Below are 22,205 nucleotides of genomic sequence, written 5' to 3'. Positions count from 1 at the left end.
TGTATGACATATAGTAATAAAAATGAGGTGAGTGAATGGATACTTTATTAAATTCATTAATTACTGAGCTAAGAAGAGGGACATTGACATTAGCGGTTTTAAGCCAACTAAGAACGCCGCAGTATGGATATTCACTTGTCCAATTGTTGGAACAATCAGGAATCATGATAGATCAAAGTACTTTATATCCGCTACTTCGCCGATTAGAAAAGCAGGAGCTAGTGACGAGTAGTTGGGATAAAACGGAGAGTAGACCTCGTAAGTATTATGTTTTAAGTGAATATGGATTAGAGATATTTTTGCAATTGAAAAAGGAATGGATAAAGGATTCGAAAGAACTTTATAACCTATTAAAGGAGGAGGACAAGAATGAGTTTGATTGATATGTACGTCCATGAAGTTGAGAAGCGATTACCTGAAAAAAATCGTGAAGATATTACGCTTGAATTACGGTCGACAATAGAGGATATGTTACCTGATGATTATAATGAGGAAGATGTAAAGAGCGTTCTCGAAAAATTGGGGAGCCCAGTTTCATTGGCTAGTGGGTATTTGGATAGACCGATGCATTTAATTGGACCACGTTATTTTGATGTATATACGACATTATTAAAAATGATTATACCAATTGCAGCTGTTATCGCACTCATTTCAATGGTTGCAGAAAATTTTATAGGCTATACTGGTGATCAAGCAGTATTAAATGTTATTTTACAATTGATAGGTAAAGGCATTGGCGAAATTGTCGAAGTAGGCCTCCATGTATTTTTCTGGTTGACACTTGTATTTGCTATTTTAGAAAGAACAGATAAAGACAGAGGTACCCAACCGTTGACGACAAGTTTAAAAAAATGGACTCCTGATGATTTGAAAAATATCTCGTATGTTCCAAAGAAAAAGTCGATCTCAAAGTTTGAAGTTTTTGGAGGTTTGATGTGGACAGCAGTTTGGGCTACACTTTACTTTTATGCGAATCATCTTGTTGGCGTATATAATGGCACAGCAAATGGACTGAAGTTTGTCGCGCCAACTTTTAATCAAGATGTTTTACTCCAGTACTGGCCAATCGTTGTAATTATGATCGTTTTCGAAATAGGTATATCACTTTATAAGTTAGTACAAGGACAATGGACGCAAAGGTTGGCAATTGGGAATGCTATTCTTCAAGTAGCCGGAACGATAGTATTCATTGTAATTGTAGTAAATCCGTATTTATTTAACGAAGGATTTATTACGTATGTGGCAAATGTGTTTACTATTTCCCTAGAGGGATTTAAAACGTGGTTAGTTGGCGGTGGAATTATCTTTTATACGTTGTCCGCGGCGATTAATATATTTGATGGTTTCCGAAAAGCTAGTATTCGTATGTAGAAATAAAACAGAAATTTCGGTAAAATAAAATTGTTAAAAAAATAGTGAAAGAAGATTAACATTATGAAAGGAAGAAAACAATGATAAGGGAAGCAACTAAAAGAGATGTAGCATATATTTTAGATATTTATAATGATGCAATACTTTATACAACAGCTGTATATGCGTATAAACCTGTAACCCTTGAAAATAGAATAGATTGGTATGAACAAAAAAAGGCTGATGGCTATCCAATTTTCGTATACGAACTAGATAATAAAGTAGTAGGATTTGCGACATTCGGCCCATTTAGAGCGTGGCCTGCCTACAAATATTCAATTGAACATTCTGTGTATGTTGATAAGGAATATAGAAAAAATGGTATTGGGTCCTCTTTGATGGAAGAATTAATCGCAACTGCAAAAGAAAGAGAATATATGACCTTAATTGCTGGAATTGATGCGGAAAACGAGAAAAGTATTGCCTTGCATCAAAATTATGGATTTGTTCGTGCCGGAACAATACAAAAAGCTGGTTATAAGTTTAATAGATGGCTGGATTTAGCCTTTTATCAATTGGAGCTTAACGGGCCTGAAAATCCTATAGAAGAATAGAAGTTTTTCGTGAAAATTTATATTTTTAGGTAGCAAGGAGTAATTCATGCTACCTCTTTTTATTGTAGTAACAAATATAATCTGTCAAAAAAGGTTTTTTATATTCTATATTGAATTATTAGAAGGTGATATAACGATGTGAAAAGAGGAATGGAAATGGAAACTGTCATTCGAAAAATGAAAGAGATACAATCTGGTCATGTAGGAGTAGTTATTTATTCTACAAAAAACGAACGTATAGTTGCTTCATATAATGGTGAATTATATATTCCTTTAGCATCGGCAGCCAAAGTAGTAATTGGATTTGTAGCAGCACAAATGGTGAAGGAAAATAAACGTAATTGGAATGATATACTTCGTCACATTAAATTTAATCCACATGAAGATAGCGCACAGTTATATCCGCATCTACAAGGAAGAAGTACTTTAACACTTAGTAAAGCAGTAGAAGTGATGATAGCTTGTCACGACAGTTATATTGCTCACTCGGTTGTAAAGCACTGCGGTGGATGGGATGCTGTGAAAATAAATGCCCAAACGTACTTTTCAAAAATTTATATACAAGAGAATGCTAGAGATGAGAAAAATGTTGGAGAATTAAATCAAGTTCTTTCGCTTTTAGTACATATTTTTCAAGGTTATAAATCAGAACCAGCAGTATGGGAACCAATTATTAATGGAATGGTAAGACAACAAAGTGATTATGAAAGTATACCGTATTATCATTTAGCTCATATGACAGGTGGATTGCCCACAGCTACAATAAATATTGGTATAATGGGAATGTTTAATGAACTCCCGTTTCTTTATGTAATTGGAGGAAAAGATTTACCCGAGCGAGTTCATAATATAGAGGTTGATGAAACTATTACAACAGCTTTGAAATACATATACAAAGAATATAGTGAAAGCATGCTAGGAGTGAGTGATTGAAACGAAACTTAAAGACTTCAACAATCATTATTTTAATTATAACAATTATTGCTCTTGAAGTTGGAATCGCACTATACGATCACAATTTTTCATTAGATACAATTTACTTTGCAGCGATTCTTATTTGTATTGTATTGCTTTTTGGTACACGTGTTTCTGAAGAGAGAGAAAGTACATCGAAACAGAGACGAAGACAAACAGCTCTTATATTTTGGCCATCTATTTTATTATTAATTGTTAGTTTTGCAGTTATTAGTTATGTAAGAATAGGCTATGTCTCTGTACCAGGGATAATTGGTTTCTCATGTTTTGTTACATATGGCGGATTTATATTTATTAGTATTTTAAAGAAAAGAAATAAAAATTAAATGTAGCCTACTAAGTTGAAAGGAAGAAATATATATGAAACACATAGAGAATGGTACTCGTATTGAAGGAGAATACATTAAAAATAAAGTAATTCAATATAACATGTCTATTTTAACAGATGAAGTAAAGCAACCGATGGAACAAGTAAGTTTTGTAGTAAAAGATGAGGAAGGGAAAATTTTTGGCGGCGTAACAGGAACGATGTATTTTTATCACCTACATATCGATTTTTTATGGGTTGATGAATCAGTTCGCCATGATGGATACGGCAGTCAATTGTTGCATAAAATCGAAGAAATTGCGAAGGAAAAAGGGTGTAGACTAATATTACTAGATTCATTTAGTTTCCAAGCACCAGAATTTTATAAAAAGCACGGATACCGAGAATATGGTGTTGTTGAAGATCATCCGAAGGGGCATAGTCAACATTTCTTAGAAAAGAGATTATAATAATATTATGTATACTAACTAATAGGAGAAAGAAAAATGTACACGTATAAATTTCAGCATGAACAACTGATTTGTGCAGGGAAAATAAAGCAGCTTTTTGATTCTGTCGGCTGGTGGCCAGAAAGAAAAGAAATCGATATTGAAAAAATGTTAAAGAATAGTATAGCAATTGGAGTATGGGAAGAAAATAAATTAATTGGATTTGCTAGAGTTGTTACTGATGGTGTTTTTCGGGCGTATATTGAAGATGTTGTCGTACATGAAAGTGTAAGAAACAAAGGAATTGGTGAGAAGATGCTAACATTGTTACTGAAAGAGATTTCTCATATTGATATTGTTAGTCTATTTTGCGGAGAGAAACTCATAAAGTTTTATGGTGAACAGCAATTTAAAGCGACGAAGCAAATTGTGATGCATCGTAATCAAATAGTGGAAGAATAAGAGGTGCCAGAAGAATGAATGCAACGAGAGAGTATTGTTTATCGAAAAGAAAAGCGACAGAAGATTCTCCGGATGGCTGGAGTACAACATGTATGAGGCTCAATAATAAAATATTTGCGATAGTGAACCATGAAGAAGGTGAAAAAGCTGCGATTACATTAAAATGTGATCCAGAACTTGCCTTGCGAATAAGAGAAGATTATCCGGAAACAATTATTCCTGGATATCATATGAACAAAAAGCATTGGAATACAGTGTACATACATAAAGATGTAGGACAAGAACAAATTAATAAGATGATAGATTGGTCTTATGATTTAGTACTACAATCATTTTCAAAGAAAAAGCAGCAAGAGTTATTGGATTAAATACAAAGTGAAGTCGACCATAAATAGCTAGTAAAATGATTATATTTTACTAGCTATTTGCAGTTTTAAATTATGAATTAGGAGCTTTTGAAATGAATACGAAACGAAATAGATTACTATATGTAATGTTTACTATAGTTGTTATTATTTTAGGTCTCAGCTCCAGAAAGTTTGCTTTTGCGTTACCTGATTTGTTAAATGATTACTTAGGTGATGCTTTATGGGCATTAATGATTTTCACTGGATTCGGATTTTTGTTTCCTAAAATAGAAACGAAGAAATTAGCTTTTATTAGTTTGATATTTTGCTACGGGATTGAAATTAGCCAATTGTACCATGCACCTTGGATTGATAATATTCGTGCCACGACTTTAGGTGGACTCGTTTTAGGTTACGGATTTTTATGGAGTGATTTAGTGGCTTACACAATTGGTGTTGGAGTAGGGATGCTTGGTGAGTTTATGCTACCAAAGAAATAAGAACTTAAAAAGGGGTATTTGTATATGGAGGATATTTTAGAAATTGCAAAGTTTTGGTTTCAAGATAAAAATCTCACAGCTACTGTAATTCAACCTAAAGTAACGAATATTCATTGTAATAATAAAGTGTATATTTTAAAGGAAAAGGGATTCATCAAGCAGATTCTAAATGAATTAAATGTATTAGAACAGCTTGATGAGAAAGGAATTAAAGTACAAAAATTAGTGAAAACGAGAGATGATGAAAGGTACGTATTTTATAAAGAGAAGTATTATTGTTTGTACGAATATGTTGCCGGAAGTGTACTAGAAATAAAAGATACAGAAAAGCTGAAAGAGGTAGGAAGCACAATTGGAGAGGAAATAGCTAATCTACATCACGCACTAAAGTCAGTGAATAGTGCTAATGAGCTAATAAAAAGAGATTTATATAAAGTAGTATACGGATGGGCTTTACCAATTTTAGAAAAGAATGAACATGTTCATCAGGATGTAATTCAAATAATGGATCAAATACATATAGCTTTCAAGGAAACGGTTCACTCATTACCGAAACAAATTATTCACCGGGATATGCACTTATCGAATGTAATCTTTAAAGAAAGTGATGTTCAGGGGTTTATAGATTTTGAACTTTTAGAAAGCAATGTAAGGGTGTTCGATTTATGCTACTGCTGTACAAGTATATTAAGTGAGCTATTTAGTGATGAAACAGTAAGAGGGAAATGGTTACATATTGTCAGCAAAATCTTTGAAGGATATTATAAACAAAGCATTTTAACGAGAGAAGAACTACAATCCATTTGGTATGTCATGCTTTCTATTCAGGTTATCTTTATTACTTATTTTGTTCAGTTACCAAATTTATTAAAGTTGAATGAAGAGATGTTCTTCTGGATTTTTGCAAATAAGGAAGATATTGAAGAATCTATAGTAAGGACCGTATTAATATGAAAAAAATAATATTAATTGGTTCTGGTGGTTCAGGAAAATCTACATTAGCAAAGCAGTTAGGAAATAAACTAAAAATACAGGTGTATCATCTTGATGCGTTATTTTGGAAACCGAATTGGGTAGGTGTTCCGAGGGAGGAACAAAGAACAGTTCAAAATAACTTAATTCAAGATGAGAAGTGGATTATTGATGGGAATTACGGCGGGACAATGGATATAAGACTGAATGCAGCTGACACAATTATCTTTCTTGATATTCATAGAACGATTTGTGTTTATCGTGCTTTTAAAAGAATTATGCAATATCGGAATAAAACAAGACCGGATATGGGTGCTGGATGTGAAGAAAGGTTTGACTTACAATTTTTCAAATGGATATGGGAATATCCTAAGACGAAAAGACCTGCAATTTTAAAAAGACTCGATCAATTAAATAAGGATAAAAGAGTTATTATTTTAAAAACACCAAGTGAGGTTCAACGATTCTTAAAGTAAGTACGGTAAGTATAAGTTGATGCATTAAAAGAATTAAATTATGTTCCATTTTGAATGGAGGGGTAATATTGAATGAAATCATTCGCTCGACTGATTCTTATATGGTAAAAGTTCCAACAGGAGAGGTAGTATTAAGAGATGATCGAATAAAAAAAGAATGGAAAGTTCAAGTTAAACCGTTTCTTCTTGCGAAATATGCTGTAACGATGGGATTATATGATGCTATTACGAATAATACACCAAATATATTCAAAGATAATAATAAACCAGTTGTAAGTATCTCATGGAATGATGCGATTGTGTTTTGTAATTTAATTTCAAAAAAAGCGGGATTAAAAGAGTATTATTCTATTAGTGATAGCGGTCAAATTGTTAGTTGTAATTTAGATTCAAATGGCTACCGATTACCTTCTGAAGCAGAGTGGCAATATGCGTGTAAGGCAGGAACTACTGGATACATATATGGAGAGCTTAAAGAGATTGCTTGGTATAATGAAAACTCAGATGGACATATTCATGAGGTCGGTAAAAAAGAACCGAATGCATGGGGATTATATGATATGTTAGGGAACGTTTGGGAATGGTGTTATGATCTGTATGATGAAAAGGTGTATGGATCGTACCGAATTTTCCGGGGTGGTAGCTGGGCTGAAGGAGCGAGAGGTTGCGGCGCTACTTGTCGCCGCCGTAGCCATCCTACATTTCATATAGATGATCTTGGTTTTAGGCTTGCTAGGTCAATTTAGTAGTAAAATGATCCAAATAACAAAGCAAAGAGTATGGGGAGTATCCATACTCTTAACAACATAGAAATGATTTAACTTAAGGAGTGTTTATAATGGCTAGAGTTTTGCTCATTAATGCTGGATCAGAAGGTCATATTAATCCAACAATTAAAGTTGTAGAAGAACTTATTTCACGCGGCGAAGAGGTAGTTTATTTTTCAATAGAAGCTTTCAGGGAGCGTATTGAGAAGACAGGTGCTATTGTACGAACAATTGATGATCAAAAATTTTTACAAGCTTTTCTTTCCGGTGGCCGAAATTATTTACATGAAAGAATAAATGGTCTATTACATACAGCGGATGTTGTAATACCTAGTGTTTTAGAACAAATAGAAGGTGAACATTTTGATTACATCATTCACGATTCTATGTTTGGCTCGGGCCGTTTAATTGCTCAAATTCTAAAGCTTCCAGCAATTAATTCGTGTACATCTTTTGCACAGGATGAAAAATCGTTTACAAGAATGTTAGAACATCTTTCGAAAAATATCCCAGAGGAATCTATTGAAAAAATAAAAAATGATTATCAAAACTTAACAATAGGAATTAAAGAAAAATATGGTGTTGAAATTAAATCTCCTTATGAAATTTTCTATAATCCTGCACCACTTACAATTGTTTATACAACTAGGGAGTTCCAACCTTTTGGAGAAAATTTTGATGAAACGTATAAATTTGTAGGACCATCTATTTCTACGCAGTTAATAAAAGAAAACTTCGATTTTACTGCAATCGAAGGAAAAAGACCGATTTATATTTCACTAGGTACGGTTTTTAACGAGGCCATTACTTTCTATAAACTTTGTTTTAAAGCGTTTGAGAATACCGATTATACTATTGTTATGTCTATCGGTGAAAAGACTAAAATAAGTGATTTAGGTGAGATTCCTAAAAACTTCATTGTGAAAAATTATGTTCCACAAACTAAGGTGCTTACATATACAAAATTATTTATTACACACGGTGGGATGAACAGTACACATGAAGGACTTTATAATGGAGTGCCACTAATTGTAATTCCGCAAAGTGCGGATCAGCCAGTAATCGCAAGGCAAGTTGAGAATCTCGGAGCGGGAGTTACATTACAAATGCAAGGATTAACGGAGAGTCAACTACGTGAGAGTGTAGATCTATTATTAAATAACTCTTCATTCAAAGAAACTGTTTTGAATATGAAGGAGTCTTTCCGAAAATCAGGTGGGTATAAGCAAGCTGCAGATGAAATTTTAAAATTTACAGGTCGGCATTAACTCTATACATGTAAAAAGTGTCTATATTAAAATATATAGACACTTTAATGTTATATGAAGCGAGGAATTGATTAAATGGAAAGAATGAATTTTGTTAGGTTTAATATGTATTGTATATGGTAACTGTATGGTTATGGGCGACAATATTATTTAGAAAATGAAAGTAAAACATCTAAATAGAATACTTTTTATTTTTTATATCTAATAAACTTAATACCAAGCCACATAACATTGCTAGTGCGAGAATAAAACTCAGCCAGTTAAATGTATTTTCTGTAATATATATTGAAATACATATTGTAGAAAAATAAATTAATCCTGCAATAAATAGGTATACGTCACGCTTTAAAGATTTTAATGTCCCCATTCTTTTCACCTCTGCTTTGTTTGAGTTATGTTATAAAAAAGAACCTGCACACCTGCAGATTCTCTTGGTGATGATTTCTAAGTATGTAACTCAGTTCTAATAATAGGATATATTGAGTCGCAAGAAATATCAATTATTAAAATGCGAATGTCTTTTTCCAAGAATCTATTGTTTTAAAAAACACCGCTTGGATCATTCATTCATTTATTTATTTATGAACATGCTAATGAGTAGGGGCGTATACTTGGACTTATAAATACTTGTGCAGTCTATAATTTGACGAATTACAGTATGGGTGATGGATTTAGAATGTGGAATAATGTAGCCTCTTCTACAATTGTAAAATCAAATTAAACGTTATACAAATAAAAAACGATGATTCCTGAGTGTGCAAGGATCATCATTTTTTTATTTGTAAGAAGCGTAAATTTAGCGGTATAAGAGTATGTATCGAATACATCTCTATTCATAGTATTGTTGGGATAGCACTAAATTGCCATTAAGTTAAATGCTTACAAATCTCCGTCTAGAATATTCATCAAAGAGGCTTTCAAACGAATAAGATACAGAAAGGGTATTATATGAATCCATAATGCAGATTCATATAATACCCTTTTTATCACACCAATGCTTTCATCATAAGTATGTGCGGAATTCCATCTTCCATAAATACATCAGAAGAAGTTTGATAGCCTAATTTTTCATAAAACCCTTCAGCTTGTGTTTGACCGTGTAGTTTCACTTTGTTTGCTTCTTTGTTACGAGCAATCTCTTCTAATGCTTGGATTATTACTTTTCCTAATCCGTATTTGCGATAGTCTTTTAAAATACAAATTCTTTCTAGTTTACCCATTCCGTCCACAAAACGTATACGGCCAGTTCCTACAGGAAGTTCATTATAATAAACTAATATATGTCGGCATGCCTCGCCAATTTGGTCATATGTATCGAATTCATCCTCAAGAGGTACACCTTGTTCTTTTACAAATACTTTTTTTCGAATGTGAAAGGCAGTTTCTAAATCAGTAAGTTCTGTTATGAGTTTGGATTGCAAATTGTTCAGCCCTTTCAAGTGTGATATGAATGTGTTTTCATAGTATATCATACTGTAATGCTATAAAAGAAAAAACTGACTTGAAAAAGTCAGCCTTTAAAATGATTAATATTCTTTTATACCGTTTTCTGTTCCGATGATCGCTTTGCTCGTCATATTGATAAATAATCCTGTTTCAACTACACCGGTAATCATCTTTAACTCTTTATTTGTATCATTTGGATTCAATATTTTGTTTGTAAAAATACAATCAATAATGAAATTACCGTTATCGGTTATAAATGGTCCACCATCTTTCATACGTAAACGTGTTTCGCATCCTATAGATTGAACTTTCTTTTCAGTTTGTTTCCAAGAGAAGGGGATGATTTCAATAGGAAGTGGAAAAGTGCCTAAATGTGAAACGATTTTGGATTCATCTGCAATAATTATAAGCTTTTCAGAGGAGGTAGCGACAATTTTTTCGCGAAGTAATGCACCACCGCCACCTTTTATTAATTGTAAATCATTATTGATTTCATCTGCACCATCGATTGTAAGATCGAGTATGTCGGTTTCATTTAAAGAGATTAAAGGAATAGCTAGTTGTTTTGCTAATACTTCAGTTTCTTTTGATGTCGGTACAGCTTGAATGGATAACCCTTCTTGCACACGTTCACCTAACTTTTGTATTGTCCAATATACAGTTGAACCCGTACCAAGTCCAACCTTCATTCCATCTTTTACAAAGTCAGCAGCATATTCACCGGCTAGCTGTTTTAAATTCATCCTTTTACTCCGCCGGACGTGGTCCAGCATCTAAACCGGAACTTTCAACTGTAAGTATTGGGCGCACAGTAATATCTTTATGTACACGCATTTGGCACGATAATCGTAAGTGGTCTTCAATTCCTTTTTCCGTAATAGCTTGTTTTTCATCATTTGTAGCTTCACAAAAATCACCTGCAATGACTTCAACTCTACAAGTTGTACATCTTGCTTTGCCACCGCAACGATGAAGAATGTGTACACCGTTATCTTCAAGTGCTAATACTAGTTTTGTCCCTTCTTCAACATCAAAAGTTCCAGTACCTTCAACTGTTAATTTTGGCAAATTGATTCCTCCTCATGTAAAATGCTATATAACATATTTATGACCCGTATTCATGAACATAAACATAAAATTAATTATAAGCCCCGTAACTTTTTTATTTGTTCAATCGTTTAATAAGTAAGCGCTGAAAAGGAGTGGTTATTTTGTGCACAAAAGTAACTCCAGTTTTAAAGGATCATATCGATATGAATCATTCAAATATAAATTTTTTAATTGAACATTATGCAGAGGTAAAAAGATACTGTACGTTTTTGACGAAAAACAAATGGGATGGGGAAGACCTTGCCCAAGAAGCAATTTGCAAAGTTCTTCAAAAGTATAGTGAGAAGGAAATTTGTATAACGCTTCTGTATAAAATTGCTCGAAATCAATGGTTAGATCAAATGAAATCAAAATCCGTTCAAGAAAAGTTAGAACAGCAAAATACATTTGAAGAACCACATGGGAAAATTGCAGATCTGCATGAAATGGTAGGGAAAGTATTGTCTTCGTTAAATGTGCAACAATCTGTAATTTTATTATTGAAAGATGTTTTTCAGTATAGTATCGCGGATATTGCTAAAGTATGTTCGGTATCAGAAGGTGCAGTGAAAGCATCGTTATTTAGGAGTAGAAATAGGCTGAAAACTGTAAGTGAAGAAGGCATTGAAATAGTGGAGTACACGGATGATGTTGAGATCGTTGTAACTTCTATTCGTGAAGAAAGACCTGAATTGTTGACGAAACTTCTCCCAACAATAGACTTTACTAAGTTACCATCAATACAACCGGTGTTATTATTCAGTATGAAAAAACCTTCTTCTTACAGTTGTATGCTTAGTGCGGCATAAAATAGATGGAGGGATTTAATATGAATGCAATTCCTTACGTAGTAGAACAAACGAAATTAGGAGAACGCTCCTATGATATATATTCAAGATTATTAAAAGACCGAATTATTATGATTGGTTCAGAAATTAACGATCAAGTTGCAAGCAGTGTAGTAGCACAATTATTATTTTTAGAAGCGGAAGATGCAGAAAAAGATATATTCCTGTATATCAATAGTCCGGGCGGTTCAACGACAGCGGGATTTGCAATATTAGATACGATGAACCTTATTAAACCAGATGTGCAAACACTTTGTATGGGTTTTGCGGCATCATTTGGTGCGCTTTTACTATTAGCTGGCGCAAAGGGAAAAAGATTTGCGCTCCCTAACAGTGAAATCATGATTCATCAACCTCTCGGCGGTGTAAAAGGGCAAGCAACGGAGATTGAAATTACTGCAAAAAGAATATTAAAGTTAAAACATGATATTAACAAAATCATATCTGATCGAACAGGGCAACCAGTAGAAAAGGTAGCTCATGATACAGAAAGAGATTATTTTATGACGGCAGTAGAAGCGAAGGAATATGGAATTGTTGATGCAGTTATTGAGAAAAAATAACATGAAACAGGCTAGAGAATATGATAAATTCCCTAGCCTGTTTTTGTCATTCTTTTACCCATTCATCAACTAAAGCTTGATTTTTTTTAATCCATTTTCGCGCGGCTTCTTCCGGATCTTTCGTTTTATTTAGCATGACCATTAAAGTACCTAGTTGTTCATCGTTCATTTTCCATTGATCAAAGTATTTTACAATATCCGGATGATCTTTTTCGAAACCTTTACGAACTGAGTAATAAATGTCATCTTTTTCACCATATACTTTCTTAGGGTCTTTTAAATATTTTAAGTCAAATTCTGAAAATCCCCAATGCGGATTCCAAAGCGTAACAGCGATTGGTTTCTTTTTCGTATACGCCTTCTTTAGTTCGCTCATCATCGCAGCTTCTGAAGATTGGACAAGTTTTAATTTTATATCATATGCCTTCATTGCTTTATCCGTTAAATTCATAAGGCTACTACCTGGTTCAATCCCAACAATTTTATTATCTAGCTCATCTTTATGTGCGTTTAAATCTTCTATGCTGTTTATGTTTTTCATATAAGAAGGGACGACTAAACCTAGTCCAGTGCCTTCATACCATTTTGATTTTAAGACAATATCATCTTTATAACGAGCATTTAGCGGTTTATCCGTAACAGGCAGCCATACTTCTAAATTTGCATCGACATCACCACGAGCAACACCAGTCCAAATCGCAGCTTTTTCTAAATACATGAGCTCAACTTTATAGCCTTTTTCTTCTAATAAAACTTTCCACATGTTTGCAGTTGCAATATTTTCTTTCCAACTTGTTACACCAAGTTTAATTTTCCCTTTCGAATTTGCATTTGTTGCATTACATGAAGTGAAAATCATAGTAATAAATAATGCAAGGCATATAAGCCATATTTTCTTTCTCATTGAAACCCTCCTAAGAAACGTTTGCCTCTTTAAATAAATGTATAAGTAAGCATTCTTATTATGAACGGAAACGAAAATTTTAAAGAAAGCTTATGAATGTCATTTTTATGTAATATTTCTTTGTAAAATCGCAACACTATGTAAATAGATGGGTAGAAAAGGAGTAGTGACATGGATAATACAAAGGTACGTGTTGAAAATGTAACAAAAGTATTTGGGAAACATCCGCAAAGAGCGCTTACCTTATTAAAAGAAGGAAAAAGCAAATCCGAAATTTTAAAAGAGACAGGAATGAACGTTGGTGTGAAAAAGGCAACGTTTGAAGTATACACCGGAGAAATTTTCGTTATTATGGGTTTATCCGGTAGCGGGAAATCAACGCTAGTTCGAATGCTAAATCAATTAATCAAACCGACAGCGGGGCATATATACATAGATGGTGAAGACATCGCAACGATGGGAAAAGAAGAGTTACGAAGAGTGAGAAGAACGAAGATGAGCATGGTGTTTCAAAAATTCGCTTTATTTCCGCACCGTACAGTGATACAAAACGTTGCGTACGGGTTAGAAATTCAAGGAGTTCCAGTAGAGGAACGAGAAAATAAGGCGTTAGAATCGCTACAGTTAGTAGGGCTAGATCATCATAAAGATAATTACCCAAGTCAACTTAGTGGTGGTATGCAGCAGCGTGTTGGAATCGCAAGGGCACTAACGAATAATCCAGATGTATTACTAATGGACGAGTCATTTAGTGCATTAGATCCATTAATTCGAAAAGAAATGCAAGATGAATTGTTAGAGCTACAAGATAAAATGGAAAAAACAATTATATTTATTACACACGATTTAGATGAAGCGCTTCGCATTGGAGATCGTATCGCATTAATGAAAGATGGAGAAATCGTTCAAATTGGAACGCCGGAAGAAATTATGATGAGCCCTGCCAATGAATTTGTAGAGAAGTTCGTGGCGGACGTGAATTTAGGAAAAGTAATTACGGCGTAATCTATATTAAAACGACCGGAGACTTTATTAATTGACCGTGGACCTCGTGTCGCACTTCAAATTATGAGGAATGCGGGTGTTTCTACAGTATATGTTGTAAACAAAAAGTATGAGTTCTTAGGTATATTAACCGCAGATGATGCGAGTAAAGCAATGCAAAAACAGTGGCCAATTGCTGATTTATTACTTAACGATATTCCGCACGTTTATTTAGATACTTTACTTGAGGAAACGTATGCAAAAATGGCGGAGATGAAATATCCGTTACCAGTAATTGATGAGAAGAAAAGGCTAAGAGGAATTATTAAACGTGAAAGTGTCATTCAAGCTCTTGCAGGTAACATTGAGGAAGAGGTGAAAGACGATGAATAGTATACCGCGTATTCCATTAGGGGAATGGGTTGATTCATTTGTTGCGAGTTTATATGAGCACTTTGAAGGCTTGTTCCGAGGATTTTCTTATATTATCGGTGGATTCGTTGATTTACTCACTAATTTTTTAATAATAATACCAGCCATATTGATGATTATCATCCTATGCTTCCTCATTTGGTACACAACGAGGAAATTATCTTTAGTCATTTTTACGCTCATTGGATTATTATTTATTTTAAATATTAACTACTGGGCACAAACGATGCAAACATTAGCACTCGTACTTACGTCTGTTATTATTTCAATTATTGTCGGAATTCCAATTGGCATTTTAGCATCTCAAAATGAACGTTTCTCAAAATTTTCAAAACCGACATTAGATTTTATGCAAACAATGCCAGCATTCGTTTATTTAATACCAGCCATTACGTTTTTTGGTGTAGGAGTTGTTCCTGGTATTATTGCTTCCGTTATTTTTGCTATGCCGCCGACAATTCGCTTTACAGACCTAGGGATTAGACAAGTTCCAGAAGATTTAATTGAAGCAGCGAATGCATTTGGATCCACAGCATCACAAAAACTATTTAAAGTACAATTACCGCTGGCAACCGGAACGATTATGGCTGGCGTGAACCAAAGTATTATGCTTTCGTTATCAATGGTTGTAACGGCTTCACTTGTAGGGGCACCAGGACTTGGAGTTGATGTATACCGCTCCGTCACACAAGTAAATATCGGAATGGGATTTGAAGCGGGACTAGCCATTGTTGTCATTGCGATTATATTGGACCGCATTACACAAGGATTTCATCAAAAAAGAAGATAACAAAAAAACACACTTTAGTATACAAAGTGTGTTTTTTTGTTTGAAAAGATCACATACGTACAATAACAGAACCGCCAGCTGGTGCACAAACCTGGTTTTGCTGTTGTTCCATTGATTTAATTAAATGATTATTTTCTTCTATTAATGAGATTAATTTCGCTAATTGGCTTTCAAGACTTGCGATACGCTGCATCATATATTGTGAATCATGATGCATTTGAATCGTTCCTCCTTAAATAAATTACTGATCTTTCTTATAGTAAATGCCTATGTATAATTAATGGTTACTTGAAATTTTTTCATTATAAAAGGAGTATGTACAGAAAATGGAAAATGTTATATGTAAAGTTAAAGTACATTTTTTGGAAATATTCAAATGAGATAGTGAATGTATGTAATTTAGGGAGAAATGATGAGAGGAGATGCAATTTTGGCTAAAAATAAAAAAAGAAATGATGCTTTGGCAATAGGTGTCGGTATAGGGATTGTAATCGGTGTATTTCAGGGGTATTTTACAAAAAATTTAGTAATCGGAATTGTGATTGGGATCATAATTGGGATTGCATTTTTGAAGAAAGAATGAGGTGTAAATTTATTTCAAAAATTGCCGTATTAAAAGAAAGAATTTTCGGAATACAAATCCTGTTTTTCCTTTTTTTATGATATTATAAATAAAAAGGATGGTGATGGATATGTCAACTAACAATCAAGTAGAACAAAATTGCTTTATTTGCGAAAAGCATAGAGGAAACATTACAGTTCCAGGTGGAGCTATTTACGAAGATGAACTCATTTACGTTGGACATGTCCATTGGGATGCAGAAGAAACATATCTTGGTTATGTAATGATTGATATAAAGAGACATGTACCTGGTCTCGCTGAATTAACTGAAGATGAGGCAAAGGCATTCGGACTGATAACAAGTAGAGTAAGTAAAGCGCTAAAAGAAAGCGAAGGAGCAGAACATATTTATACTTTCGTTTCAGGTAATGGTGTACCACATATGCATATGCACATTATACCGCGTTATCCAAATACACCCAAAGAGTTTTGGTCACCGACTGAAATAGCAAATTGGACTGGTGCACCCTATGGAGATTCAGAGAAAATAAAAAAACTATGCGAAAGAATACGAAAGTATATGGTGAATGAGTATGCATACAACAAATAATACACAATATTCATGGGTTGGAAGTAGAGAAATGTGTTTAGACGAAGTTTCAGTCAAGCAATATGGTGATATTGTACTTGGTAAATACGGCGGAAATATAAGTGCCGGAGCAAAAAAGAATGAAGACGGTGCATTAGTTTGGTCGAATGGTGATTGGGAATTCGCCGTTATATTAGACGGGCATAATAGTGCAGAAAGTGTTGAATTAGTAGTAAATACAATCCAAAAAGAATATGAAAATATAAAAGCGATTATGAAAGAATCAATTAAAACAGTATTTCGATCTGTTGAAAATCATATACTTACAATTTTTCAATCCTCCTCATTTAAAGAAAACTGTAAAAGAGTAAAAGGTGAAACTGCTTGCTTAATATGCGTAAGAAAAGAAAATTACATATGGTGGCTTTCCATAGGTGATTGCTTAGTTTATGTATTTCATGATGAATTACATAAATTAGGACAATATACATTGAATCAACGCCACTTTTACGAATGGATTGGAAATGTAAACACATTTGATTTACCCGTTCCTTGCTATTCGTCAGGAATTCGTGAATTACGTACTGGGAAAAATCGAATTGTAATGGTGACAGATGGGGTATTAGAATGCGGAGAAAGACGATATGAGACTTCTGAAAATCTATATAGTGACATGAATAGAAATAATAAAAGTCTTAAAGAGAGTGTTGTTAACATTTTAGAACACGTTCATCATCAATTCGGACGAGATAGTGCGACAATTATTAGTTGGGACGTTGAAAATAAAAGGAATGCTACGTATCCGAGTGATCAGCCGGAGAAAATCCAAACGATTAAGTAAAGGAGGGTACCTCTCTGTTTCATGTGAAAGTAATTGTATTAGTTTTATGGATCTTATTCTTAGTTGTTTTAGAAAATATAGTGAGAAAAAAGCTGAATATACCGAAACAAAAAGGATGGAATAATAAATATGTGAACAAGTCTCATAAATGGGGAAACAGAATTATTATTTTTTCTTATATAGTGGTTATTATTATATGTTCTTCTCTTTCAAACCCCCTATACATGGGCTTTCTACCTTTTCTGTTTTTAATTACGTTATATAGTTTTGATGCATATATGGAATGGAAATATGACAGGGAATCGAGGGAGTTTTTGATGTCCTTAGGTGGGGCTGTATCGTTAATGATAACGGGGATTATTGTATATTTTCTTCTTTAATACGTATTGATTACAGCCCTATAGCAATGTCATATAATGAGCAATTAAAGTGAGAGAAGAAATGAAAAGCCCTCGATTACGTGCAGAAGCAATGGTTTTAAATGAAGATCATTCTAAAGTACTTGTTCAATGTGATGAGAACGAATCATTTTATCGTTTTCCAGGTGGCTCTATTGAATTTGGTGAAACAGCAAAAGAAGCAATAATTCGAGAGTTAATGGAAGAATACGATTTGAAAGTTGATGTTCAAGAGTTAGCAATTGTAAATGAGCAAATTTTTGAGTGGAACAACGAAAAAGGTCATCATTTTACATTGATACATTGGGGGACTGTTGAAGAGATCATTACAAATGAAATAAGGCATAAAGAGCATGAGGATATTATTTTAATATGGAAAAGTCTAGAGGCATTAAAGGAGAAGCCCAAATTTCCTGAAGGAATCGTAAGTTATTTAGAAGAGGATAACCGTAATGTAGTCCACTTTATTTCAAATAATTAAATGAAGTAATAGGAGGGATGATAATGGGAACTTCTACTTTTTGGATTATAACTATTATTTTTTGTATAGCTGTCTATTTGTTTGATAAGTTTTTAAGAAAAAAATTGAATATGCCAAAGAGTGGTTTTTGGGGATATAAGAAGCATGTAAATAGTTTACATAAAAAATTGGAAATAGGACTACTTTTTATTTATTTAATAACTAGTTTTATTTTTATCTTTAAATTCGAAAGTGTTAATATTGCTTATGTCATTTTCACTTATTTAGGGGGTACGTTAATCTTAAGAGCATTGATGGAATGGAAGTATGATAGAGAATCGAAAGAGTATATATTTTCGATAATTGGAGTATTTACATTTATTTTTATGACTTCGATGCTATTTTACTTCGTTCCACCTGCGACATAATAAAATGATTATTGATGGTACAAATAATGAAATGATGAAGTAAATAATAACCATTTATCTGTTCGATGATAAATGGTTATTATTTACGTTAAAGTTACATCTTCTTAAAACTCCTCAAAACAAGAAATTCCCACAATCTCCAAGGCAGAATCTTCTTCGCAAAGATCATAAATTTTACACCTTTCCCAATTGGGTATCGTAATGTAGTTCGCTTGGATTCTGCAATTTCAACGATTTTATTAGCAACATCTATCGGGTTTCCTAATGTATCGCTTCCGCTATTAATATGTTTTTGAATTTTATCCATATATTCTTTGTAAGGGGAAGTTGTTTCAAATTTGTTTTCAGCTAGTTGTTTACCAATTTCCCATATGTTCGTGTTATAAGAACCAGGTTCAAGTAAGGTAACGTCTATTCCGAAAGGCTTTACTTCTAAGCGAAGGGATTCACTCCAGCCTTCTAATGCATATTTTGAAGAAACGTAAGGAGATAGACCAGGGAATCCTACTTGCCCGCTAATACTGCTTATATTAATGATTTTTCCACTTTTCTGCTTTCTCATATATGGTAAGACAAGTTGCGTGATGGATATAGCTCCAAAAAGATTTGTTTCAAATTGTTTACGGTAGTCCTCCACTGGGATTTCTTCGATAAAGCCCCCATTTGCATATCCTGCATTATTTATGAGAATGTCTATTCTGTTTATTTCGTTTAAAAATAATTGGAAGTTATGTATAGAACCTTGATCTGTTACATCTAATTGTTGCACTTTAATATTTTGTTGTAAGTCGAGTTTAGTAGCTTGAGATATTAAGTCTATTTGTTTCTCAAGATTGCGCATTGTAGCAATGACAAAATAGTCTTTTTTTGCAAGCTCAAGTGTCGTTAAAAGTCCGAATCCACTTGATGCTCCTGTAATAATCGCGATTTTTTTATTCATTGTTCGCTCGCTTTCTTTTTCTTTTATCATAACGAGTTATAAAGAGAAAATCTATTTATTGTATAAAGATATTTGATATAATTGAAAATAATTATCAATTAAATTTTGATTTTCACATAAAAGGAGTGTGGGTTTCATGGAGACTAACGGTTTTCATGATATTTTTCATAAATATTTTTATGGTTTACAAGTTGTAGAGGAAAGACATATGAATGTTCCAAAAACAATAGGTATGGGTGAAATACGAAGATGGACTTCATTTTCAGGTATGGAAATTGTGTTATCAAATTATCAATTTCATAATAACCATCGCATCCAGTTTGCATCTGATGCAGCAATGGTGGAGCTTAATTTTTGTTTACAAGGGTTCGGAGGAGTGCAAGTTGGTCATTCTTCGTATGAATTAATGACTGGAAATAGCTATTTATATTTTATGAATGATTTTGATGTAGTATTTGAATATGAAAAAGAAACGCCTCTATATTCATTAGCGATTGGGATTCCTGTACAATTGTTTAATCATTTCATGATGAATAATGCTATTGAAAAAAGTCTTGATTTTCATTCTATATTAGGAAATCAATCTTTTAAAAAATTTCAAAATCCAATTGATTCTATAACATCTAATCTTATTAAGAGAATGATAGAGCATCCCCCAAAGGATCGTATTAGTCAACTAGAATTAGAAAGTAAAGCGCTCGAATTGCTTTCTATACATTTGGGGAGAGTGTTGCTTAATGATTGTGACGCAAATAAAAGGAGTCAATTATCAAAACAGGATTTGAATAAAATAAAACAGGCTGAAGAAATTTTACTTCAACGAATGGAATCACCCCCATCATTATTAGAATTAGCTAAAATAGTAGAGTTAAATGATTATAAATTAAAAATTGGGTTTAAAGAATTATTTGGGATGTCCACATTTGCATATTTACGAGAAAAGCGTATGGAACATGCGATAGATTTACTGCGTTCGGGAAATAGTAATGTGACCGAAACGGCATTTGCAGTTGGATACAATAATGTCAGTCATTTTTCAGAGTTATTTCGTAAAAAGTATGGAATGAATCCATCAGAACTTTTACGTATTTATTAACGTAAAACAGGAATAATCCGCTATACCGTAAATTCCTCCGTCATTTGGTAGTTGCTTTTTGTAATGGTCATTATAATTATAAACAACATCCAATTGGAAATAACTTTTTATGGAGGAATTTAAATGAAAGAACGGAATGAAAGTCATTTTTGGATATTTGTATTAACAGGAATGTTTCTTATTATAACAACGACGGGTTTTGCACGTATGGCATATGGAATTATATTGCCGTTTATGCAAGAAGGACTCCATTTATCTACAGCTCAAGCAGGTATGTTAGGAACTATACTCTTTTTAGGGTATTTATTAACAGTCGGAACATCTGGAATACTTACTATCCGTTTTGGAGCAAAATCAGTTTTATTAATAGGAAGTTGGCTCGTCGTTATAAGTTTAATAGGATTAGCATTTGTTTCCTCATTTTGGATAGCCTCTATTTGTATGCTATGTTCTGGAGCTGGAAGTGCTCTTGTATATACACCACTCATGTCAATAACGGTAGGATGGTTTCCAGAAAAAAGAGGAACTGCAATGGGGCTGTTATTAAGCGGTGCTGGCATAGGCATGCTATTTAGTGGAATAATTGTTCCTTATATAGTACGTACATTTCCAGAGTATAGTTGGCGTGGTTCATGGCTCTTGTTTGGAGTTATTACATGTATTGTTGTATTCGTTGCCTCAATTGTTTTGAAAAATCCAGAAGTTACTGAAGATGAGGGGGAAAGGAATAATAAGTCGTTTTTATGGAAAACGAAAGAGCTATACATCATTGCATGGATGTATTTTATTGTGGGCGTTGTTTATTTAATTCCAAATTTATATCAAACTAGTTTTATGATTAATAATGGTATTGCGGCATCAATTTCGGGAACTGTTTATGCGATTGCAGGAATGTTTTCAATCGTAGGAGCTCCTGTCTGGGGATTGATTTCGGATCGGATTGGTATAAAGAAGACGTTATGTATTGCACTTTTATTAGCTGTAATAGGTGATATGATTCCAATTATATTTGGACATATCATTGGCTTTATCATATCGGCAATTATTTGGGGTTCCAGCCTCGGAGGTATCCTTTTATTAATTCAAGTTGCTGCTTCAAAGCAAGTATCTCCGAAATATGTCTCAATGGCAATTAGTTTTATATCCGTTTTCTATGCAGTTGGTCAAATGATCGGACCAGGACTTGCGGGATGGATTATTGGGGAAATTGGTTATACAGCAGCGTATGGATTAGGTGCTTTCGGTTTCTTTATGTGCATATGTATGGGATTGAGACTAAAAAGAGGGGATCTTGCAAACTCAGCGTATATAGAGAAGTGAGTATTGTCATGAAATGAATCTTTTTAAC

General features: G+C 33.5%; 29 protein-coding genes and 2 pseudogenes. 25 read left to right on the top strand and 6 right to left on the bottom strand.

Going from position 1 to position 22,205, the window contains the following annotated elements; genetic code table 11:
- Positions 1-35: 35 nt before the first annotated feature.
- The 13 genes from ACFWDE_RS12620 to ACFWDE_RS12560 all read left to right on the top strand — a co-directional run bounded on the left by ACFWDE_RS12620 (position 36) and on the right by ACFWDE_RS12560 (position 8,487).
- On the top strand, positions 36-383 hold the full coding sequence (locus ACFWDE_RS12620; RefSeq protein ID WP_377892661.1) for a PadR family transcriptional regulator: 348 nt from the start codon (positions 36-38) through the stop codon (positions 381-383).
- Positions 370-1,371, top strand: coding sequence for an HAAS signaling domain-containing protein (locus ACFWDE_RS12615; RefSeq protein WP_377892659.1), 1,002 nt, complete (start codon positions 370-372; stop codon positions 1,369-1,371). Before ACFWDE_RS12620 ends, ACFWDE_RS12615 begins: the two co-directional genes overlap by 14 nt.
- A gap of 80 nt (positions 1,372-1,451) precedes the next feature.
- Positions 1,452-1,964, top strand: a complete 513-nt coding sequence (locus ACFWDE_RS12610; RefSeq protein ID WP_377892658.1) for a GNAT family N-acetyltransferase — start codon at positions 1,452-1,454, stop codon at positions 1,962-1,964.
- 156 nt (positions 1,965-2,120) lie between these two features.
- Positions 2,121-2,897, top strand: coding sequence for a serine hydrolase (locus ACFWDE_RS12605; RefSeq protein WP_377892656.1), 777 nt, complete (start codon positions 2,121-2,123; stop codon positions 2,895-2,897).
- A complete protein-coding gene (locus ACFWDE_RS12600) occupies positions 2,894-3,265 on the top strand; it encodes a hypothetical protein (RefSeq protein WP_377892655.1) in 372 nt (123 codons plus the stop codon). The genes ACFWDE_RS12605 and ACFWDE_RS12600 overlap by 4 nt, the downstream gene beginning before the upstream one ends.
- A 34-nt stretch (positions 3,266-3,299) precedes the next feature.
- Positions 3,300-3,716, top strand: a complete 417-nt coding sequence (locus ACFWDE_RS12595; RefSeq protein ID WP_016095582.1) for a GNAT family N-acetyltransferase — start codon at positions 3,300-3,302, stop codon at positions 3,714-3,716.
- Between the two features lie 36 nt (positions 3,717-3,752).
- Positions 3,753-4,157 carry a GNAT family N-acetyltransferase gene (locus ACFWDE_RS12590; protein WP_377892654.1) on the top strand — a complete coding sequence of 135 codons (405 nt, stop codon included), beginning with the start codon at positions 3,753-3,755 and terminating at the stop codon, positions 4,155-4,157.
- Between the two features lie 14 nt (positions 4,158-4,171).
- Positions 4,172-4,525, top strand: a complete 354-nt coding sequence (locus ACFWDE_RS12585) for an MmcQ/YjbR family DNA-binding protein (protein WP_377892653.1) — start codon at positions 4,172-4,174, stop codon at positions 4,523-4,525.
- 92 nt (positions 4,526-4,617) lie between these two features.
- Complete coding sequence (locus ACFWDE_RS12580) at positions 4,618-5,004, top strand: ribosomal maturation YjgA family protein (RefSeq protein ID WP_377892652.1); 387 nt, start codon at positions 4,618-4,620, stop codon at positions 5,002-5,004.
- Positions 5,005-5,028: 24 nt separating this feature from the next.
- Complete coding sequence (locus tag ACFWDE_RS12575; protein ID WP_377892651.1) at positions 5,029-5,958, top strand: phosphotransferase enzyme family protein; 930 nt, start codon at positions 5,029-5,031, stop codon at positions 5,956-5,958.
- Positions 5,955-6,452, top strand: coding sequence for a DNA topology modulation protein (locus ACFWDE_RS12570; protein WP_377892650.1), 498 nt, complete (start codon positions 5,955-5,957; stop codon positions 6,450-6,452). Before ACFWDE_RS12575 ends, ACFWDE_RS12570 begins: the two co-directional genes overlap by 4 nt.
- 101 nt (positions 6,453-6,553) lie before the next feature.
- Complete coding sequence (locus ACFWDE_RS12565) at positions 6,554-7,198, top strand: formylglycine-generating enzyme family protein (protein WP_377892690.1); 645 nt, start codon at positions 6,554-6,556, stop codon at positions 7,196-7,198.
- Between the two features lie 92 nt (positions 7,199-7,290).
- The gene (locus tag ACFWDE_RS12560) at positions 7,291-8,487 is read left to right on the top strand and encodes a macrolide family glycosyltransferase (RefSeq protein WP_377892649.1); all 1,197 of its coding nucleotides are present in this window, start codon (positions 7,291-7,293) and stop codon (positions 8,485-8,487) included.
- A gap of 986 nt (positions 8,488-9,473) precedes the next feature.
- On the opposite strand, the gene ACFWDE_RS12555 is transcribed toward ACFWDE_RS12560, so the two are convergent.
- The 3 genes from ACFWDE_RS12555 to ACFWDE_RS12545 form a co-directional block, all read right to left on the bottom strand.
- Positions 9,474-9,908: a GNAT family N-acetyltransferase gene (locus ACFWDE_RS12555; RefSeq protein ID WP_377892647.1), complete on the bottom strand. Its 435-nt coding sequence runs from the start codon at positions 9,906-9,908 to the stop codon at positions 9,474-9,476.
- Between the two features lie 105 nt (positions 9,909-10,013).
- Positions 10,014-10,676 carry a ribose 5-phosphate isomerase A gene (gene rpiA, locus ACFWDE_RS12550; RefSeq protein ID WP_377892645.1) on the bottom strand — a complete coding sequence of 221 codons (663 nt, stop codon included), beginning with the start codon at positions 10,674-10,676 and terminating at the stop codon, positions 10,014-10,016.
- A gap of 4 nt (positions 10,677-10,680) precedes the next feature.
- Complete coding sequence (locus ACFWDE_RS12545; protein WP_002147392.1) at positions 10,681-11,001, bottom strand: 2Fe-2S iron-sulfur cluster-binding protein; 321 nt, start codon at positions 10,999-11,001, stop codon at positions 10,681-10,683.
- Positions 11,002-11,144: 143 nt separating this feature from the next.
- On the opposite strand from ACFWDE_RS12545, the gene ACFWDE_RS12540 reads away from it, so the two are divergent.
- Positions 11,145-11,831 carry an RNA polymerase subunit sigma-70 gene (locus ACFWDE_RS12540; RefSeq protein ID WP_377892643.1) on the top strand — a complete coding sequence of 229 codons (687 nt, stop codon included), beginning with the start codon at positions 11,145-11,147 and terminating at the stop codon, positions 11,829-11,831.
- A gap of 20 nt (positions 11,832-11,851) precedes the next feature.
- Complete coding sequence (clpP, locus tag ACFWDE_RS12535; RefSeq protein WP_002147396.1) at positions 11,852-12,433, top strand: ATP-dependent Clp endopeptidase proteolytic subunit ClpP; 582 nt, start codon at positions 11,852-11,854, stop codon at positions 12,431-12,433.
- A 46-nt stretch (positions 12,434-12,479) separates the two neighbouring features.
- Here the strand turns inward: clpP and ACFWDE_RS12530 are convergent, their stop codons facing one another.
- Positions 12,480-13,337: a glycine betaine ABC transporter substrate-binding protein gene (locus ACFWDE_RS12530; RefSeq protein WP_377865454.1), complete on the bottom strand. Its 858-nt coding sequence runs from the start codon at positions 13,335-13,337 to the stop codon at positions 12,480-12,482.
- A 171-nt stretch (positions 13,338-13,508) separates the two neighbouring features.
- Here ACFWDE_RS12530 and ACFWDE_RS12525 point away from each other — a divergent pair.
- Both ACFWDE_RS12525 and ACFWDE_RS12520 read left to right on the top strand, forming a co-directional pair.
- A pseudogene (locus tag ACFWDE_RS12525) lies at positions 13,509-14,714 on the top strand (quaternary amine ABC transporter ATP-binding protein).
- The gene (locus ACFWDE_RS12520; RefSeq protein WP_377892642.1) at positions 14,707-15,543 is read left to right on the top strand and encodes an ABC transporter permease; all 837 of its coding nucleotides are present in this window, start codon (positions 14,707-14,709) and stop codon (positions 15,541-15,543) included. Before ACFWDE_RS12525 ends, ACFWDE_RS12520 begins: the two are co-directional and overlap by 8 nt.
- Before the next feature lie 49 nt (positions 15,544-15,592).
- Here the strand turns inward: ACFWDE_RS12520 and ACFWDE_RS12515 are convergent.
- Positions 15,593-15,760: pseudogene (locus ACFWDE_RS12515) on the bottom strand (hypothetical protein); the annotation flags it as partial.
- Between the two features lie 195 nt (positions 15,761-15,955).
- Between ACFWDE_RS12515 and ACFWDE_RS12510 the strand changes: the two are divergent.
- The 6 genes from ACFWDE_RS12510 to ACFWDE_RS12485 all read left to right on the top strand — a co-directional run bounded on the left by ACFWDE_RS12510 (position 15,956) and on the right by ACFWDE_RS12485 (position 18,821).
- Positions 15,956-16,126 carry a glycine zipper domain-containing protein gene (locus ACFWDE_RS12510; RefSeq protein ID WP_377892641.1) on the top strand — a complete coding sequence of 57 codons (171 nt, stop codon included), beginning with the start codon at positions 15,956-15,958 and terminating at the stop codon, positions 16,124-16,126.
- Positions 16,127-16,223: 97 nt separating this feature from the next.
- Complete coding sequence (locus ACFWDE_RS12505; RefSeq protein ID WP_377892640.1) at positions 16,224-16,715, top strand: HIT family protein; 492 nt, start codon at positions 16,224-16,226, stop codon at positions 16,713-16,715.
- Positions 16,699-17,535, top strand: a complete 837-nt coding sequence (locus ACFWDE_RS12500; RefSeq protein WP_377892639.1) for a PP2C family serine/threonine-protein phosphatase — start codon at positions 16,699-16,701, stop codon at positions 17,533-17,535. Before ACFWDE_RS12505 ends, ACFWDE_RS12500 begins: the two co-directional genes overlap by 17 nt.
- 14 nt (positions 17,536-17,549) lie before the next feature.
- Positions 17,550-17,915 carry a DUF4181 domain-containing protein gene (locus ACFWDE_RS12495; protein ID WP_377892689.1) on the top strand — a complete coding sequence of 122 codons (366 nt, stop codon included), beginning with the start codon at positions 17,550-17,552 and terminating at the stop codon, positions 17,913-17,915.
- A 61-nt stretch (positions 17,916-17,976) separates the two neighbouring features.
- A complete protein-coding gene (locus ACFWDE_RS12490; protein WP_377892688.1) occupies positions 17,977-18,414 on the top strand; it encodes an NUDIX domain-containing protein in 438 nt (145 codons plus the stop codon).
- 23 nt (positions 18,415-18,437) lie between these two features.
- On the top strand, positions 18,438-18,821 hold the full coding sequence (locus tag ACFWDE_RS12485) for a DUF4181 domain-containing protein (RefSeq protein ID WP_377892638.1): 384 nt from the start codon (positions 18,438-18,440) through the stop codon (positions 18,819-18,821).
- A 94-nt stretch (positions 18,822-18,915) separates the two neighbouring features.
- Here the strand turns inward: ACFWDE_RS12485 and ACFWDE_RS12480 are convergent, their stop codons facing one another.
- Positions 18,916-19,761 (bottom strand): oxidoreductase, encoded by an 846-nt coding sequence (locus ACFWDE_RS12480; protein ID WP_377892637.1) that lies wholly within the window; start codon positions 19,759-19,761, stop codon positions 18,916-18,918.
- A gap of 136 nt (positions 19,762-19,897) precedes the next feature.
- On the opposite strand from ACFWDE_RS12480, the gene ACFWDE_RS12475 reads away from it, so the two are divergent.
- Complete coding sequence (locus ACFWDE_RS12475; RefSeq protein WP_377892636.1) at positions 19,898-20,857, top strand: helix-turn-helix domain-containing protein; 960 nt, start codon at positions 19,898-19,900, stop codon at positions 20,855-20,857.
- 123 nt (positions 20,858-20,980) lie between these two features.
- Positions 20,981-22,177: an MFS transporter gene (locus tag ACFWDE_RS12470; protein ID WP_377892635.1), complete on the top strand. Its 1,197-nt coding sequence runs from the start codon at positions 20,981-20,983 to the stop codon at positions 22,175-22,177.
- The last annotated feature ends 28 nt before the right edge of the window (positions 22,178-22,205 follow it).

Source organism: Bacillus sp. NPDC060175 (assembly GCF_042728695.1).
In the GTDB taxonomy this organism is placed as follows: domain Bacteria; phylum Bacillota; class Bacilli; order Bacillales; family Bacillaceae_G; genus Bacillus_A.
Note: the sequence above shows the minus strand (reverse complement) of the source record. Positions and strands in the feature narration are given on the sequence as shown.